The sequence below is a fragment of the Gulosibacter sediminis genome (assembly GCF_030011715.1).
In the GTDB taxonomy this organism is placed as follows: domain Bacteria; phylum Actinomycetota; class Actinomycetes; order Actinomycetales; family Microbacteriaceae; genus Gulosibacter; species Gulosibacter sediminis.
The window spans coordinates 51641-67418 of record NZ_JASCYH010000012.1 but is presented as its reverse complement, the minus strand read 5'-3'; the positions used below and the strand labels follow the sequence as shown (position 1 = coordinate 67418).

The 15778-nt window shown below is 69.1% G+C and carries 17 protein-coding genes; 2 read left to right on the top strand and 15 right to left on the bottom strand.

What is annotated here, in order from left to right; genetic code table 11:
* Positions 1–251: 251 nt before the first annotated feature.
* Positions 252–635 carry an IS3 family transposase gene (locus QM019_RS06045; protein WP_193128066.1) on the bottom strand — a complete coding sequence of 128 codons (384 nt, stop codon included), beginning with the start codon at positions 633–635 and terminating at the stop codon, positions 252–254.
* Positions 529–945: a DDE-type integrase/transposase/recombinase gene (locus QM019_RS12920; RefSeq protein ID WP_413229351.1), complete on the bottom strand. Its 417-nt coding sequence runs from the start codon at positions 943–945 to the stop codon at positions 529–531. Before QM019_RS12920 ends, QM019_RS06045 begins: the two co-directional genes overlap by 107 nt.
* 82 nt (positions 946–1027) lie before the next feature.
* Here QM019_RS12920 and QM019_RS06035 point away from each other — a divergent pair, with 82 nt between their 5' ends.
* Positions 1028–1441 (top strand): hypothetical protein, encoded by a 414-nt coding sequence (locus tag QM019_RS06035; protein ID WP_282852275.1) that lies wholly within the window; start codon positions 1028–1030, stop codon positions 1439–1441.
* A gap of 56 nt (positions 1442–1497) precedes the next feature.
* Here QM019_RS06035 and QM019_RS06030 read toward each other — a convergent pair whose 3' ends face one another.
* From QM019_RS06030 to hemE, 11 genes are all read right to left on the bottom strand, one after another.
* A complete protein-coding gene (locus QM019_RS06030; protein ID WP_193128068.1) occupies positions 1498–1788 on the bottom strand; it encodes a hypothetical protein in 291 nt (96 codons plus the stop codon).
* 74 nt (positions 1789–1862) lie between these two features.
* On the bottom strand, positions 1863–3029 hold the full coding sequence (locus tag QM019_RS06025; RefSeq protein WP_282852274.1) for a thermonuclease family protein: 1167 nt from the start codon (positions 3027–3029) through the stop codon (positions 1863–1865).
* Positions 3030–3116: 87 nt separating this feature from the next.
* Positions 3117–4316, bottom strand: coding sequence for a phosphoglycerate dehydrogenase (serA, locus tag QM019_RS06020; protein ID WP_282852273.1), 1200 nt, complete (start codon positions 4314–4316; stop codon positions 3117–3119).
* A 430-nt stretch (positions 4317–4746) separates the two neighbouring features.
* Positions 4747–6117, bottom strand: a complete 1371-nt coding sequence (gene hemL, locus QM019_RS06015) for a glutamate-1-semialdehyde 2,1-aminomutase (protein ID WP_193128070.1) — start codon at positions 6115–6117, stop codon at positions 4747–4749.
* Positions 6118–6125: 8 nt separating this feature from the next.
* Positions 6126–7106 (bottom strand): porphobilinogen synthase, encoded by a 981-nt coding sequence (hemB, locus tag QM019_RS06010; protein ID WP_282852272.1) that lies wholly within the window; start codon positions 7104–7106, stop codon positions 6126–6128.
* Entirely contained in the window at positions 7103–7867 is a 765-nt protein-coding gene (locus tag QM019_RS06005; RefSeq protein WP_282852271.1) for a uroporphyrinogen-III synthase, read from the bottom strand. Before QM019_RS06005 ends, hemB begins: the two co-directional genes overlap by 4 nt.
* A gap of 2 nt (positions 7868–7869) precedes the next feature.
* Positions 7870–8826: a hydroxymethylbilane synthase gene (gene hemC, locus QM019_RS06000; RefSeq protein ID WP_282852270.1), complete on the bottom strand. Its 957-nt coding sequence runs from the start codon at positions 8824–8826 to the stop codon at positions 7870–7872.
* A complete protein-coding gene (locus QM019_RS05995; protein WP_282826048.1) occupies positions 8823–10079 on the bottom strand; it encodes a ferrochelatase in 1257 nt (418 codons plus the stop codon). Before QM019_RS05995 ends, hemC begins: the two co-directional genes overlap by 4 nt.
* Complete coding sequence (hemQ, locus tag QM019_RS05990) at positions 10076–10792, bottom strand: hydrogen peroxide-dependent heme synthase (protein ID WP_125107491.1); 717 nt, start codon at positions 10790–10792, stop codon at positions 10076–10078. Before hemQ ends, QM019_RS05995 begins: the two co-directional genes overlap by 4 nt.
* A gap of 5 nt (positions 10793–10797) precedes the next feature.
* On the bottom strand, positions 10798–12102 hold the full coding sequence (locus QM019_RS05985) for a protoporphyrinogen/coproporphyrinogen oxidase (RefSeq protein WP_282852269.1): 1305 nt from the start codon (positions 12100–12102) through the stop codon (positions 10798–10800).
* 2 nt (positions 12103–12104) lie between these two features.
* Positions 12105–13238, bottom strand: coding sequence for a uroporphyrinogen decarboxylase (hemE, locus tag QM019_RS05980; RefSeq protein ID WP_282852268.1), 1134 nt, complete (start codon positions 13236–13238; stop codon positions 12105–12107).
* Here hemE and QM019_RS05975 point away from each other — a divergent pair.
* A complete protein-coding gene (locus tag QM019_RS05975) occupies positions 13212–14630 on the top strand; it encodes a glutamyl-tRNA reductase (protein ID WP_345961018.1) in 1419 nt (472 codons plus the stop codon). The two genes, hemE and QM019_RS05975, sit on opposite strands and share 27 nt — an antisense overlap.
* A gap of 24 nt (positions 14631–14654) precedes the next feature.
* Here QM019_RS05975 and QM019_RS05970 read toward each other — a convergent pair whose 3' ends face one another.
* Both QM019_RS05970 and QM019_RS05965 read right to left on the bottom strand, forming a co-directional pair.
* The gene (locus QM019_RS05970; RefSeq protein WP_125107487.1) at positions 14655–14975 is read right to left on the bottom strand and encodes a branched-chain amino acid transporter permease; all 321 of its coding nucleotides are present in this window, start codon (positions 14973–14975) and stop codon (positions 14655–14657) included.
* Complete coding sequence (locus QM019_RS05965) at positions 14972–15775, bottom strand: AzlC family ABC transporter permease (protein WP_282852266.1); 804 nt, start codon at positions 15773–15775, stop codon at positions 14972–14974. The genes QM019_RS05970 and QM019_RS05965 overlap by 4 nt, the downstream gene beginning before the upstream one ends.
* Positions 15776–15778 lie beyond the last annotated feature (3 nt).

Below are 15778 nucleotides of genomic sequence, written 5' to 3'. Positions count from 1 at the left end.
TGTTTGTTTTTTTTTTTTTCTCATCAACCCAAAAAAAAAAAAAAAAAACCCCCCCCCCCCCCAACCCCCTGCCCACGAAAGCACGCGCGTCATGCGTCGCCTTGCTCGCACCCCCGCCCCGCCCGAAGCTCGCCCACTCCGCCTTACCCCGAGGCAGTCTCTTTCCCCTAGCCCGTCCCGCATTGCCCCAACAGGGCCCCAACAGGGCCCCAGAGTACGGGGCAGCGGGAACCCGTGACCCAAATGTCCCATTATTGCGGCAGGAGGGATCTTGATTCGCGCTGGGTTTCGTTCCTACCTGCTTCCTGTCCGGCGAGCGCTGGCTGGGCTGATTCGAGGCCAGCGTAGCCCGCCGCCTCGACCTCGACCGGGGTCCGGTTCCCGTGCTCGCCGTGGAGGCGGGCGTTGTTCCACCACCACACGTACTCGAACGTCGCGAGTTCGACCTGCTCGACCGTGCGCCACGGCCCGCGGCGACGGATCAACTCGGTCTTGTAGAGCCCATTAACGGCCTCTGCGAGGGTGCTTTCAACCGAGTCGCCGACGGTCCCTGTCGGGGGTGTCCCGCCGAGCTCTGCGATCCGGTCCGTGTAGACGATCGACAGATAGTTCGAGCCGTGGTCGACGTGATGCACGAGCTCTTCGAGCGACCCAGTCGCGTTGCACAGCCATGTTCAACGCCAGCAGCGGCAGCACGTCGGCCTTCAGCGTTGCCGCGACGTTCCAGCCAACGATCATCCGACTGAACACGTCGACCACGAACGCGACGTACGCGAACCCCTCCCCCGTGGCGACAGACGTGATGTTCGCGACCCACAACCGGTTCGGTGCGGGTGCCGTGAAGCCGCGCTTGACGAGGTCCCGCGGCTTCGCCTGCGCGGGGTCGGGCTTTGTGGTGAACACCTTCTTCGACCGCGCCACCCCGCGCACTCCGGCGAGCGTCATGAGCCGGGCGGTACGGCATGCATCGACCTCATGAGATGATTCACATCGTTTACAACGAGACACCTACCGAAATAGGAACACTTTGACCATCAAGCTTCGCCGCCTCGCCGTCGGCCCTATGATCGGCGCCGCACTCGCCCTGACTGCCTGCTCGGGTGCCGCAGAGCGCGACGAGCGTCCCACCGCAGGCGAGCCCGCAGAGCTTCCTATCTTCGACGAGCTCGTTGAGAGTCTCACCGCCGCCGATCGTCCCACCGCTGACGAGCTGAAGACCACCATCGAGGAGGAGCTCGTCGGCACCACGACCGGTCTCGACGCCGAGACGCAGGACGCGTTCCTCGACTGCATCTCCCAGGGGCTCGTCGACTCCGACCTCTCGGACGACCCGCTCGCGAAGGCTGCCAACAACGAGTACGGCACCGACGACGAGCGCGCCGAGTTCGAGGACGTCGTGACCGAGGTCTCTACCGCCTGCGTCGACGAGGCCATCTACTAGCCTCCTTCGCCTGCAAGCGCGAGCGGTACGACCCACGGCCGTTCCGCTCGCGCTCGTTAGCCCAGCAACATCGCCACGGCGACGGAGTCGAGACAGAGAAGTCCGCCCGACACCGCCGCAAGTTTCCACGGCCCGAGCACGCCGAGGATGCTGAAGATGAGGCCGATCGTCGCCGGATAGGGCACGAATAGGCGCGCCAGTTCAAGCTGCGAGAACAGCCACCCGGCGAGCAGTGCGAGCGCGCAGATGAGGCCGAGCACCAGTCCCATGGCGGCCATGGTGGTGTACCCACCACGCTCGTACCACTTCAGATTCGGGTCGTACTCCGGCTCCCGTGAGCCCGACATCGCGCACCTCCGGACTAACTTGGCGCCGACGCTACGCCGTTGTCCCGGACCTCGCCGCTAAACGAGGCGACGATCTAGTCACACATTCGGAACGTTTCGCCTCCAGGCATGCCGTAGCACTTGCCCGTGTAGCCGCCATCGTTGGAGTACGGGATCTCGGGGCCATAGGGCACGCAGGTCGAGCCACCGGAATCCGAGGAGTCGCTGGGCGGCGAGACGGGCTCGGGGGCCGATTCTTCTACCGGTGGTTCCACCCACTCCTGCTCGGGCGCGGGCTCAACTTCGGTGCCGGAACCATAGTTCTCCTCCGGAGTGACAGTTTCAACATCCGCCGAGTCGGTGTCCGTCACGTCTTCGGTTTCGACAGGAGGAACCTCTTCAACGACCGACCATTGCTCGACCAGCAGATCATCGTTTGCGTCATCTCGCGATCGCGCCGCGTCGAAGAGCGCACCCGTTAGGCTCTCCGATGAATCCTCAAGATCGTTGCGTTTTGTTGACAGGTAGTCGCTTGCGGATGCTGCTGCGAACGTCGTGTTCACGAGGTCACCAACGTGCTCTGGTGACAGCTTGCTCGCAAGATGTTCGAGCTCTTTCAGGGCCGTGGCGGCCGCGAATATGGTGTCAACTTCACCGCCTTCAACGGCCGACAGGTCGATGTCTGCAGCAGCAATTGCAGCATCGACCTGGCTTGCGATGGTGCAGTCAATGTTGCTCGAGAAGAGACCGATTTGGGCCCTTTCTGCAGATTCCGAGGCATCAAGTACTTCGTTGTAGAACCGATCATTCGGCTCAAACAGGACAGGTAGGCCGAGGCCCTCTGCTGCGATCTGCGCGTTTACCAGTTCACCGTCGAGAAAAACGGCTGCAAGCGTTCGGTCGTAGGGGTCAAGGACGACCTCGTCATAAGCGAGTTCGATTCTGGTGCCACGGGGAAGCAGGTCTTCGAGGAAGTCAGTCGCCTCAGGTCCAAGGCATTGAACCGGCAAGTCTGGGTCCTTGGTCTCAGGAGTATCGATGTTCAACAGACGTACACGCACCTCTTCGCCGTCGCGCGTGACGTCGATAGTGTCGCCATCGACTACGCGAACGACCCGCGCGGAGTCCAGGTCGCCGCCACTTCCACCGCCAGTGATACCTTGTAGCGCGGCCCCGACGACGACCGTTCCGACAACTGCCGCAATTGACCAAGCAACAACCTTGCCGACCGTCGCAGTACCTGCTGAATGCGCCGCGCCCATTGCCCGCGCCCTTTCTTGGAACCAGATCGGCGCGATGAGCGACCCTGGTTGGCGCGCCGACCAACCAGGGACTACTTGAGTTAGCAGCTACGCCGTGAGCACTGTGAGGCGGGTCGTCGCTTCGAGGTTGCGGATCTCGTCGAGAGCCGACTGCGGCACATCGCCCGAGGCGTCGGTGACCACGTAGCCCTGCTGGCCACGGGTGGCGAGCTGCTGGCGGTCGATGTTGACGCCGTGGTTGCCGAGCACCGAGTTGACCGACGACATGACGCCCGGCACGTTCTGGTGCAGGTGCAACAGGCGCGAGCCATGCGTGAGCGGCTCGAGCGAGATCTCGGGCAGGTTCACCGACATGTAGGTCGAGCCACCGCGCACGTAATCGCGGAACTTGCCAGCGACGAAGCGGCCGATGTCCTGCTGCGCCTCGGCGGTCGAGCCACCGATGTGCGGGGTGAGCAGCACGTTCGGGATGTTCTGGAGCACCGACTCGAAGGGATCGCCCGCCTTCTTCGGCTCGACGGGGTAGACGTCGAGACCGGCGCCGGCGATGTGGCCCGAGAGCAGGTTGTCGCGCAGCGCCTCGAGGTCGACCACGTGGCCGCGCGAGAGGTTGAGGAAGATGGTGCGGGGGCGCATCATCGCGAAAGTCTCGGCGTTGAACATGTTCGTGTTCTCGACGCGACCGTCGACGTGCACCGAAACCGTCTCGACAGTGTTGAGCAGCTCCTCGAGCGAGTTGCAGCGCACCGCATTGCCGAGCGCGAGGCGGTCGACGGCGTCATAGAAGTAGACGCGCATGCCGAGCGACTCCGCGAGCACCGAGAGCTGCGAGCCGATGTTGCCGTAGCCGATGATGCCGAGCGTGCGCCCGCGCACCTCGTGCGAGCCCTTCGCCGTCTTGTCCCACAGCCCGTTGTGCATGTTGCGGGTGTGGTCACCGAGGTGGCGAGCGAGGTTGATGATCTCGCCGATCGCGAGCTCAACGACCGAGCGGGTGTTCGAGTACGGCGCGTTGAAGGCGGCGACCGAGGCATCGGCGGCGGCCTCCAGGTCGATCTGGTTGACGCCGATCGAGAAGGCACCCACCGAAAGCAGCTTCGGCGCACTCTCGAGCACGCGGCGGGTCACGTGGGTCTTCGAGCGGATGCCGAGCAGCTCGACGTCCTGCACCGCCTCGATCAGCTCCGACTCGTCAAGGGCGCCCTTGCGGGTTTCCACCTCGATCCCTTCGGATTCGAGCAGCTTGACGGCGTCGACGTGGATGTTTTCGAGGAGCAGCGCTTTCACTCGGTCAATTCTAGCGATCCCGAGGCGGATGCGGTGGCTTAGTCGACCACGAGGGTCACGTGCTGCGTCGCGTCGCCACGATGCTCGTTGTTCGCGCTGAGAGTCATCTCGAACGAGAACTCGACGAGCGTGCCGTCTCCAACGCGAACCACACCTCACTCGTGTCCATGACGTAGTGCTGCTTGATCGCTTCGATAGCAATGCTCACGTCGATGGAGTCGGCAGCATTGAGCCACTCCTCATAGTCGAGTTCGTCGCGAACGTCGGGGATCCCCGGCGTCATGTCCGGTCAACACTTCGCTGCGGCTCGCGAACTCGACGCAAATGTCGCTGATCCGGCTGTTGAAGACCCCGCCACGAGGGCGGGCGCGCGCCCACCCTGCCCTCCCTCGCGCATCCCCATGCGCGACTTCGTACTTGGCCGGAAAACCTAGACTGCCGTCGCCGCCGCTGCGGCCTCAGCAGCCTTCGGCAGCGCCGCCGCGATCGCGTCGATCGCCTCGTCGTCGTGCGCGGCCGAGAGGAACCAAGCCTCGAAGATGCTCGGGGGCAGGCTCACGCCGCCGTCGAGCATCGCGTGGAAGAACGCCGGGTAGCGCCACGACTCCTGGCGCTTCACCTCGTCCTCATTGAGCGGCGCGGGGTTGCCGAACTCGTCGGTGCCACTCCAGCCGAGGGCCGCGCCGTCGCCGAACTTGAACGAGAACAGGTTGCGCACGCGGCCGACGGCGTGCGGCAGGCCGACGCGGTTCAGCTCGGTGTGCACGAGGTCGATGACCCGGCCCGCGGCGAGGTCGATCTTCTCGTATACGGCGGGGTCGGCGAGGCGCAGCGTCGCAATGCCCGCGGCGACGGCGACCGGGTTGCCCGAGAGCGTGCCAGCCTGGTACACCGGACCGGTCGGCGCGAGGTGCGCCATGAGCTCGTGCGAGGCGCCGAGCGCCGCGACGGGCATGCCGCCGCCGATGACCTTGCCGAACGTGAAGATGTCAGGGGTCCAGCCGCTCGTCTCCGAGTCCTGCTGCTCGCGGCCCCACCAGCCAGCGGGGCCGGTGCGGAAACCGGTGAGCACCTCGTCGCAGATGAGCAGCGCGCCCTGCTCATGGCAGAGCTCGGCGAGCGAGCGGTTGAAGCCGGGCAGCGGCGGCACGACGCCCATGTTCGCGGGCGAAGCCTCGGTGATCACCGCGGCGACCCGGCCCTCGTGCTCGACGAACGCAGCGCGCACAGCCTCGATGTCGTTGTACGGCACGACGATCGTCTGCGAGGCGATTGCCTCGGGAACGCCGGCCGAACCGGGCAGCGCGAGCGTTGCGAGACCCGAACCTGCGGCCGCGAGCAGCCCATCCGAGTGGCCGTGGTAGCACCCAGCGAACTTGATCACGAGGTCGCGGCCGGTCGCGCCGCGCGCGAGACGAATCGCGGTCATCGTCGCCTCGGTGCCGGTCGACACGAGGCGCACCTCGTCGATGGCGGGGATGCGGTGGATGATCTCCTCGGCGAGCTCGACCTCGCCGGTCGCGGGGCCACCCGGGCACATCATCCGCGAGGCCGTCTCGGTCACTGCCGCCACGACATCCGGGTGTGAGTGGCCGAGCAGCATCGGGCCCCAGCCGCAGATGAGATCGACGCGGCGGTTGCCCTCGACGTCGGTGAGCCAGGCGCCCTGCGCCGACGCCGTAAACGGGGGCACGCCGCCAACCGACCCGAAGGCGCGCACGGGCGAGTTAACGCCGCCCGGCGTGAAGCTGCGGGCGCGGTCGAACCAGTCTTGGTTCGTGGTCGGCTCAGTCGTGGTCATTGTGCTCCTTAGGCCGTGCGGATTCGGCGCGCGTAGTCGGTCGCGTAGTAGGTGAGGATGCCGTCGGCGCCGGCGCGCTTGATCGACAGCAGGGCTTCGTCGATCATGCGATCGCGATCAATCCAGCCGTTCGCGGCGGCCGCCTCGATCATCGCGTACTCGCCCGAGACCTGGTAGGCCCACACGGGCACGATCGACTCAGCCGCAACATCCGCAAGCACATCAAGATACATCGTGGCGGGCTTCACCATGACGATGTCGGCGCCCTCCTCGATGTCGAGCAGCGTCTCGCGCAGGCCTTCGCGGCGGTTCGCCGGGTCTTGCTGGTAGGTCTTGCGGTCGCCCTGCAGCTGCGAGTCGACGGCCTCGCGGAACGGCCCGAACAGCGCCGACGCGTACTTCGCCGAGTAGGCGAGCAGAATCGCGTCGTCGTGGCCAGCGACGTCGAGCGCCTCGCGCGCCTCGCCGATCTGGCCGTCCATCATGCCCGACATGCCGATGATCTGCGCGCCGGCCTCGGCCTGCGCGACCGCCATCAGGTTGTAGAGCTCAAGGGTGGCGTCGTTATCGACGCGGCCGCGCTCATCGAGCACGCCGCAGTGGCCGTGATCAGTGAATTCGTCGAGGCAGAGGTCGGCCTGCACCGTGATCGCGTCGCCGGCTTCCTCGGCCACGACGGTGATCGCGCGGTTGAGGATGCCCTCGGGGTCGATCGCGCCCGAACCGGTCGCGTCGCGCTCAGCGGGCACGCCGAAGAGCATGATGCCGCCGACGCCCGCCTCGGCCGCCTCGTTCACGACGCCGCGCACCGAGTCGAGGCTGTGCTGGAACAGGCCTGGCAGCGAGCTGATCGCCTGCGGTTCGTCGATGCCCTCGCGCACGAACACGGGCAGGATGAGCTCGTTCGGGTGGATGTGCGTCTCGCGCACCTGGCGGCGAACGGCCGCGCTCTGGCGCAGGCGGCGGGGGCGAGAGATGGGGAACGTCATGCGAACTCCTGTGGGGTGGTGGGGTCGGCGCCGAGCGCGCGGGCGGTGGCGTCGAGGAGTGATTCTGCCGTGGGTTGCTGCGATTCCGCGGCGACGGTGAGGCCGTGGGCGCGCAGGTCGGCGGTGGTTTGTGGGCCGATCGAGACGATGCGGGTGTCGGGGTGGGCGCGCAGCTCGTCGGCGATGGCGAGGCCGACCGAGCCGCTGGTGACGAGCACGGCGTGCACACGACCCGCCGCGAGCGCGTCGGCCGCCTTGGGTGCGAGCGGCCGGGTCGCCGTGACGTAGGCGGTCACGACGTCGACCGCGTAGCCGCGGGAGGTGAGGCCCTCGAACACGGTCGGATGCGCGCGATTCGAGTTCGGCAGCAGCACGCGGCCGGGCCCGGTCTCGGGCCATTCGGCGACGAGGCCCGCGGCCGACTCATCGGTGGGCACGAAGTCGCAGCCGACGCCCGCGTCGCGCAGGGCGAGCGCGGTGGCGCGGCCGACCGAGGCGACCCGCGTGCCGGGGGCCAGCGGCAGCACCTCGGATGCCCGCAGCACGCCGACCGCGCGCGGCGAGGTGACCACGAGCCAGTCGTAGGTGTCGGCGCGCAGCCCGACCAGGGCATCCTGCAGCCGCTCGAGCTCGTCGCCCTCGGGCGCACGAAACTCGAGCACCTTCGACACGAATGCCTCGCCGCCGCGCTCGCGCACGAGCGCGGCGCAGCGGTGCGCGAGGTCACCCGAGCCGGGAATCAGGATGCCGGGGCCGGCCAAGGTCACAGCGTCAGGTCACCGACCCCGCGCTCGAACAGTCGCTGCACGAGGCGCTGCGCGAGCTCGAACCCGGCGCCGCTCGCGACGCTGCGGCTCGCGACGGGGCCGAGCGGCAGCTTGGTGCGGGGCACGGGCACGCCGCCGGATGCGGTGATGGCCGAAACCTGGTTCGGGTCGCGGTCGTCGTAGACGGCGGCGTGCAACTGTAGCTCGCCGCCGACGAACTCGCCGTGTACGCCAACGGGCGCCTGGCAGCCGGCGTCGAGGCCCGCGAGCACGGCCCGCTCGGCCTCGACCGCAAGTCGCGTGGCGGGGTCGTCGAGTTCGACGAGCGCGTCGAGGTCGAAGCCCTCGCGCACCTCGACCGCGAGCGCGCCCTGGCCGGGAGCGTTCGGGAAGTCGGCGAGGTCGAAGCGCTCGGTGATCTGCCCCGTGCGCTCGTAGCGCGAGAGGCCGGCGGCGGCGAGCACAACCGCGTCGAGCTCGCCCGAGGTGACGAAGCCGATGCGGGTGTCGATGTTGCCGCGAATGTCGCGGATGTCGAGGTCGGGGCGCACCCGGCGCAGCTGCGCCACGCGCCGCGGCGAGCCGGTGCCGATCTTCGCGCCCTCGGGCAGCTGCGCGAGCGTCAGGCCGTCGCGGGCGACGAGCGCGTCTCGGGCGTCCTCACGGCTCGGATGCGCGGCGAGCACGAGGCCGGGCGCCGGCGCGGTCGGGAGGTCTTTGAGCGAGTGCACGGCGATGTCGACGTCGCCGTCGCGCAGGGCCTCACGCAGCTCGGTCGCGAACACGCCGCGGCCGCCAAGCACCCGGAGCGAGGCGCGGTTGACGTCACCGTGGGTGGTCACCGTGACGATCTCGACCTCGCGGCCCGAGAGCTCGGCGAGGCGCTCGGCGGTCTGCGTCGTCTGCGCCACCGCGAGCTTCGAACCCCGCGTGCCGATGCGCAGCGGGGTCACGGCTGCAGACCAGCGACGGCCGGGCGGAAGCCGAGGCGCTCGTTCTCGCAGCAGCCCGCACGGCACACGTCGTACCAGGGGCCGAGGTCGGTGCGACGGGGTCGCTCGGCCTTCGGCGTGCCCTTGATGCGCTCTTCGACGAGGTCGATCAGGCCCGAAACGTAGGCGGGGTGAACGCCGGGGGTCGGGGTGCGACGGAAGGCGAGCTCGGCCTCCTCGGCCGACTCCTTCGCCTCGTTGTCGAGGTCCCAGAGCACTTCCATGTGGTCGCTGACGAAGCCGAGCGGCACGACGATGACGGCCTTGCGACCCCGCTCGGGCAGGCCCTCGATGACGTCGTTGATGTCGGGCTCGAGCCACGGCTGGCTCGCTGGGCCCGAGCGCGACTGGTAGACGAGTTGCCAGTTGAGCTCGACGCCACCCTCGCCGCGCTCGGCGAGCGCCTGCACCACATCGGCGACGACGACCTCGGCAACTGCGAGATGCTGCGCCGCGTAGGCGCCGCCCTCACCGAAGCTGCGGGTGTCGGGGCCCGACTTGTTCGCGTCGCTCGTCGGCACCGAGTGCGTCGTGAAGAGCACCTCGACATCGGCGAGCGCGAGCTCGGGGTGCTCGGCACGCAGCGAATCGATCGCCTCGAGCACGCCGTCGTCGAACGGCTGCACGAAGCCGGGGTGGTCGAAGAACTGGCCGACCTTGTCGATCTCGAGCTCACCCTGCAGGCCGGTCGCCTCGAGCGCATCCGCGAAGTCTTCGCGGTACTGGCGACACGAGGAGTACGACGAGTACGCGCTCGTCGCGAGCGCGATGAGCTTGGATGCGCCGGCCTCGCGGGCCTCGGCGAACGCGTCGGTGACGTAGGGCTCCCAGTTGCGGTTGCCCCAGAACACCGGCAGGTTCAGCCCGCGTCGCGCGATCTCGGCCTCGAGCGCCACCTTGAGCTGGCGGTTCTGTTCGTTGATCGGGCTCACGCCACCGTGGTGGCGGTAGTGCACGGCGACCTCTTCGAGGCGCTCGTCCGGGATTCCCCGGCCCGAGGTGACGTTGCGGAGGAACGGAATGACGTCGTCCTGCGACTCCGGCCCGCCGAAGGAGGCGAGCAGGATGCCGTCGTACTCGGTCGGCGTCTCGACCCAGGGGGCGCCGCCGCAGGCCGCGGGGGTCGCGGCCGACACGACCGCGCCGGGCGCGAGCGGCGCATCCTTCGCCGGGGCAGCCTTGCCGAGCGTGCGGCCGATGTTCTCTGCGGTCATGCGCCAGCCTCGCTCTCGAAGCGCAGCACGAGCGGCAGCTCGCTCGCGGGCACGCGGCGGCCGGCGTAGAACGGCACCTCTTCGCGCACGTGGCGGCGCGCCTCGGTGTAGCGCAGGTCGCGCATCATGTCGACGAGGTCGGTGAGCTCGTCAGCCTCGAACGAGAGCATCCACTCGTAGTCGCTGATCGCAAACGAGGCGATGGTGTTCGCGAGCACGTTCTTGAACGCCGCGCCGCGGATGCCGTGGTCGCGCAGCATCACGCTGCGCTCCTCGTCGGGCAGCAGATACCACTCGTGCGAGCGCACGAACGGATAGATTGTGATCCACTTCGCCGGCTCCTTGCCGAGCATGTAGGCGGGCGCGTGGCGCTCGTTGAACTCGGCGGCGCGGTGCACACCGGTCACCTGCCAGGTGAGTTCGAGGTCGGCAAACAGCGGCGTCGCGCGGATGCGGCGCACGGCGGCCTGGAGCGCTTCGGGGTCTTCGCCATGCAGCCAGACGAGCACGTCGCCGTCATAGCGGAAACCCGAGATGTCGTAGAAGCCGCGGAGCGTCACCTCGGCGTCGGCCGAGCGCTGTACTGCCGCTTCGAGCTGGCTCACCGCGCCGGCGAGATCACCCGGAGCCGAGGTACCAGCGGGACGACGAAAGACCGAATAGTTCGCGTACTGCGTCAGCGGGCCGTGGGCCCCATCCTGTGGAGTTGGCATGCTCCCTAGTCTACGTTCTGTAGTTGCTGCACGATCCGGTTCGCGTCGGGGACGACACTCGCGAGGCCGGTGCCCGCGATCCAGGTGCCGATGCAGCGGATATTCGGGGGCAGATCGGCCACCGCATCCTGCAGCTTGGCGCGGGCATTCGCGGCGCCAATGCGGGCCGGCGGCGGGGGCATATGCCACAGCTGCCGCGCATGGTCGACGAGCTGCTCGGCCGCGAGCGGGCTGCCGAGCAGGGCGGATGCGTCAGCGAGCGCCCGCTGCAGGCTCGCATCGTCGGGGTTGGCGTACGAGAGCCGCACGACGTGCCGGCCGGGGCCGGTGGACTCGTCGAGCCACGGCCACTTCGCGGTGACGTGGGTGAGCGCCTTCGCGCGCACGGGGTCGGTGCCGCTCGCGCTCGGGGCGACGAGGAGGCCCGTGCCACGCGGATGCGCGTCGAGCACCGGTGCGTCGAGCAGCAGCGCGACGACCTCGCTCTGCACAGACCGGCCCGCGCGCACGTCGCCAAGGTAGGGAAAGCCGTCGCTCGGTGGCACCGTGATGACGGCCGCGTCGTGCTCGGGCAGTTCGTCGAGCCGCCGCAGCCGGGTGCCGTATTCGAACGCGACGCCGAGGCGCTCGCAGTCGGCGACGAGGGCCGCCACGAGGCGGTGCATGCCGCCGCGCACCGAGCGCACGAGGGCACCGGGCGAGGCCGCCGCTCGACGGTCGCGCACGACGGCGCCGAGCGAGCCGTGCTCGCGCAGCTGCTCGAGCACGCCCGGCAGCAGGGCGTCGACACGCACGAGTTCGGGGTCGAGCGAGTAGACGCCGCGGGTCACGGGCGCGACGAGGCGGTGCAGGATGCGCTCGCCGTAGCGGGCGCGCACGAGGTCGGCGAGGTTGGCCGCGTCGGCGCCGATACGCGGGTCAAGCAGTGCTTCGTGGGCGACGGCCGCGACGCCCTCCGGCCCGACCGCGGCCTCGAGGCCCGCAGCCTCCGGGCCGGGAGGGAGGCCGAGGAGGCCGCCTTTCGGCTGCGCGTAGGCCTCGCCGTCCTGGTACCCCCACGAGCCAAGCGCACGGGGCTCAACGAGCTCGCCGGTGAGGCCGAGCTCGTCGACGAGCTCGGCGACCGCGCCGCCGCGCACCGCGAAGGCCTCGGCACCGATGTCAATCTGCAGGTTGCCGAGGTTGGCAGGCTGAATCATGCCGCCCGGCGCATCCGCGGCCTCGAGCACCAGCACCTCATGGCCAAGCTGCGCGAGCCGCCGCGCGGCGACGAGCCCCGCGACGCCGGCGCCGACGATGGCGACGCGCACGGCTAGGCCTCGAGTCGGCCGTCGCCCGGCAAAGTGTGGATGAACTCGACGAGCTCGGTGAGCACGGTCGCGTCGGTCTCCGGCGGCACGCCGTGGCCGAGGTTCACGATGTGGCCGGGCGCCGCGGCGCCCTGCGCGACGACGTCGCGGGCGTGCGCGTGCAGCACCTCGGTGCCCGCGAACAGGGTCGCCGGGTCGATGTTGCCCTGCACCGGCACGTCACCGCCGAGGCGCTCGATCGCCTCGTCGAGGCGCGTGCGGTCATCGATGCCCTGCACGTCGCCGCCAGCCGCGTGCATGTCGGTGAGCAGGTGCGAGGTGCCGACGCCGAAGTGGATGCTGCGCACGCGTTCGCCCTCGGGCGTCTCGAACTGCGCGGCGCGGGCGAGCGGCACGGCGCTCGAGGGAGCGACGGCCTGGCCGTACAGCTCGCGCGAGAGCGAGCCGGCCCACGAGTCGAACAGCTGCACGACCGAGGCGCCCGCGAGAATCTGCGTCTCGAGGAACGCCGACGAGAGTTCGGCGATCGCGCCGGCGAGCTCGCTCCACAGCGCGGGCTCGCCGCGCATGAGGGCGCGGGCGCGCAGGTGATCCTTCGAGGGGGCGCCCTCGACGAGGTAGGCCGCGAGCGTAAACGGCGCGCCCGCGAAGCCGATGAGCGGGGTCGAGCCCAGCTCGGCGATGGTCAATTCGACGGCGTCGCGGATCGGCGCAAACAGCTGCGCCTTCGCGTCGTCATCGGCAAGCGCGTCGCGCACCTTCGCGACGAAGCGGGCCACCGCATCCGCGTCACGCACCGGCTCGGCAAACACGGGCCCACGGCCTGGCACGATGTCGACATCGATGCCGACGAGCTTGAGCGGCACGACAATGTCGCTGAAGAAGACGGCGGCATCGACGCCGTGGCGGCGCACCGGCTGCAGCGTGATCTCGCTCGCGAGCTCGGGGCGAACGCAGCTGTCGAGCATGTCGACGCCCTTGCGCAGCTCGAGGTATTCGGGCAGCGAACGGCCGGCCTGGCGCATGAACCAGACAGGGAGCGTCTGCGAGCGCAGCCCCCGGGAGGCGCGGACGAGCGGGGAACCCCCGGTGCGGCCGTCGACAAGGGGATGGGATGCGGGCAACTGCGTAACCATGGCTCCAAGTCTGGCATCTCGGCGCCGCTCCCGAACTTTCGTGCCCGAAGCTATGATGAGAGCATCATGCTTGTTTGCCTTTCTGCGAGTCACCGCAGCGCGGGCTTTGCGTTGCTTGAACGGCTCTCGCAAGTTCCCGTGCAGGCCGTCGAGGACAGCACCCGTGAGGTGCCCGGTCTCAACGGCGCCGTCGTGCTCTCGACCTGCAACCGGGTCGAGCTCTACCTCGACGTCGCCTCCGCGGGCGCGATCGACGCGATGTTCGTGCGCCTCGCGACGCTCTCGGGCGTCAACGAAGACCAGCTACGCGCCCACATGCGCGTGCTCGGCGACACGCACGTGCCCGAGTACCTCTTCTCGGTCTCGTCAGGCCTCGAGTCCGTCGCCGTCGGCGAGGGTGAAATCTCGGGCCAGGTGCGCCGCTCACTGCAGCGTGCACGCCAGCAGCAGCTGACGACGGGCGCCCTCGAGGGCGTGTTCCGCATCGCCGCCGAGACGTCGAAGGGCGTCAAGGCGAACACCGACCTCGCCGGCACGGGCCGTTCGCTCGTGAGCCTCGCGCTCGACCTCGCCGGCTCGCAGGTGCGCGACTGGGCCACCGCGCGCATCCTGCTCATCGGCACCGGCGCCTACGCAGGCGCTTCGCTCAAGGCCCTCGAGGCCCGCGGCGCCGGCACCGTCGGCGTTTACTCACCCTCGGGCCGCCAGCACACGCTCGGCGAGCGCTACGACGTCACCGAGGTGACGAGCGGCGAGATTGCCGAAGAGGTCTCGAGCGCCGACGTGATCATCACCTGCTCGACCTCCGACAAGTACGTGCTCGAGCACGGCTTCGTGCGCAACACGCGCCTCGCCGCCGGGCACTCCCAGCGCCAACTCATCATCGACATGGGCATGCCGCGCAACGTCGACCCGCTCGTCGGCAAGCTGCAGGGAGTCGATGTGCTCGACCTCGAGACGATCCGCCTGCACGCGCCCCTCGATGACCTCGACACGACCGACCTCGCCCGCTGCATCGTGGCCCGCGCCGCGCGCGACTTTGAGGACGAGCGCCGGGTGCAGCGCGCATCCGCCCTCATCGCCTCGTTCCGCGAGACCATTCAGGGCCGCGTCGAGCATGAGATCTCGCGCCTCGGCGTCGACGAGACGACCGCCATCGCGATGCGCAAGCTCGGCAACTCGCTGCTCCACGAGCCGACCGTGCGCATCAAGGAGCTCGCCCGCGAACGCCGCAGCGACGAGGCCGTCGACGCGATGCGCGTACTGTTTGACATCGATGCGCCCGCGGCGCCTGCGACCGGCGCGATCTCGGTGATTGCACAGCTGCCCGATCGTGTGCCGGCAACCGGCGATGAGCGCAACGGCTGCCCCGTCGGGCTCGACGAGCAGTAGCGCGGGGCCGTTGCTGGCGGGCCGCTAGGGCACGACGAGCAGCAGCACGCCGTAGGCGGCGATGCCGCCGACGAGGCTGAGCAGCACGCTGTCGCGCCAGAGGTGCAGCGCCGCGGTGACCGCGACGCCAGCGATCGACGGCACCCAGCCCCAGCCTTCCCACGGGGTGTCTTGCAGCATGCCGACGACGAGCACGGCCATGACGCCAACGGGCAGCAGCAGGCCGAGGTCGCGCACGAAGTCGTTCTCGCGCAGCCAGCGAGACGCCGCGAACGGCGCGGCGCGCAGGGCGAAGGTGACGGCCCAGATGACGGCGAGCAGGGCCGCGGTGTGCCACGGGTTCATCGGTCGTCCTCCTCGCCCTGGGCATTGCCTGGGGCGTCGTCGCCGACGATCGGGATCTCGCGGGTGCGCGCCGGGATCGTCGTGCCGGGCATCGTGCGGTTCGGCTGCGTCGTCGCGTGGATGCCCCGCCGGCGGCGCACGATCACGACGCCGACCGCCACGACGCAGTAGGCGATGAGGCCGACGAACATCATCGCCTCGGGCGCCACGAACGCCGCGACGACCGCGAGCGCGAGGCCGACGCCGAGCAGCGCCCACTCCCCCGACGCCTTCGCCGCGTTGATCGCGAGAATCACGAACAGCGCGACGATGGCGAAGCCCATGAACGAGAGGTCGAACGGCACGAGCGTCGCGAACACGGCTCCGACAGTCGTACCGAGCACCCAGTAAAACTGGGCGGATGCGGCAATCGCCACCAGCCGCGGGCCCGTGAGCGCTTCGCGCGGCAACGAGATGCAGACCGCGTACATCTCGTCGGTGAGCGCGTGGATCGCGTAGGCGCGCAGCAGCGGGTTACGCACCCGCTCGAGCGGCACGCTCAGGCCGTAGACGAGGTGGCGCGAGTTGACGAACAGCGCCGTCGTGGCGGCCGTGGCGAGCGGCGCGCCGCCCACGAGCATCCCGGCCGCGACGAACTCCATCGAGCCCGCGTAGATGACGAGCGCCGTGATCGTCGCGAGCCACCACGGCAGGCCGACCGAGTGGGCGAACATGCCGTATGAAATGCCGAGCGGAACGTAGCCGAGGGCGACCGGGAGTGCGTCACGCAGCCCAGCTCGAAAGTCCTCGGATGCGCGCATCCA

What these genes read in the sequence shown, in the direction of transcription:
- QM019_RS12920 (WP_413229351.1), bottom strand. Translation starts at nt 945, where the DNA reads ATGACGCTCGCCGGAGTGCGCGGGGTGGCGCGGTCGAAGAAGGTGTTC.
- QM019_RS06030 (WP_193128068.1), bottom strand. Translation starts at nt 1,788, where the DNA reads ATGTCGGGCTCACGGGAGCCGGAGTACGACCCGAATCTGAAGTGGTAC.
- QM019_RS06025 (WP_282852274.1), bottom strand. Translation starts at nt 3,029, where the DNA reads ATGGGCGCGGCGCATTCAGCAGGTACTGCGACGGTCGGCAAGGTTGTT.
- hemL (WP_193128070.1), bottom strand. Translation starts at nt 6,117, where the DNA reads ATGACCACGACTGAGCCGACCACGAACCAAGACTGGTTCGACCGCGCC.
- hemB (WP_282852272.1), bottom strand. Translation starts at nt 7,106, where the DNA reads ATGACGTTCCCCATCTCTCGCCCCCGCCGCCTGCGCCAGAGCGCGGCC.
- QM019_RS05995 (WP_282826048.1), bottom strand. Translation starts at nt 10,079, where the DNA reads ATGACCGCAGAGAACATCGGCCGCACGCTCGGCAAGGCTGCCCCGGCG.
- hemQ (WP_125107491.1), bottom strand. Translation starts at nt 10,792, where the DNA reads ATGCCAACTCCACAGGATGGGGCCCACGGCCCGCTGACGCAGTACGCG.
- QM019_RS05975 (WP_345961018.1), top strand. Translation starts at nt 13,212, where the DNA reads ATGGGATGCGGGCAACTGCGTAACCATGGCTCCAAGTCTGGCATCTCG.
- hemE (WP_282852268.1), bottom strand. Translation starts at nt 13,238, where the DNA reads ATGGTTACGCAGTTGCCCGCATCCCATCCCCTTGTCGACGGCCGCACC.
- QM019_RS05970 (WP_125107487.1), bottom strand. Translation starts at nt 14,975, where the DNA reads ATGAACCCGTGGCACACCGCGGCCCTGCTCGCCGTCATCTGGGCCGTC.
- QM019_RS05965 (WP_282852266.1), bottom strand. Translation starts at nt 15,775, where the DNA reads ATGCGCGCATCCGAGGACTTTCGAGCTGGGCTGCGTGACGCACTCCCG.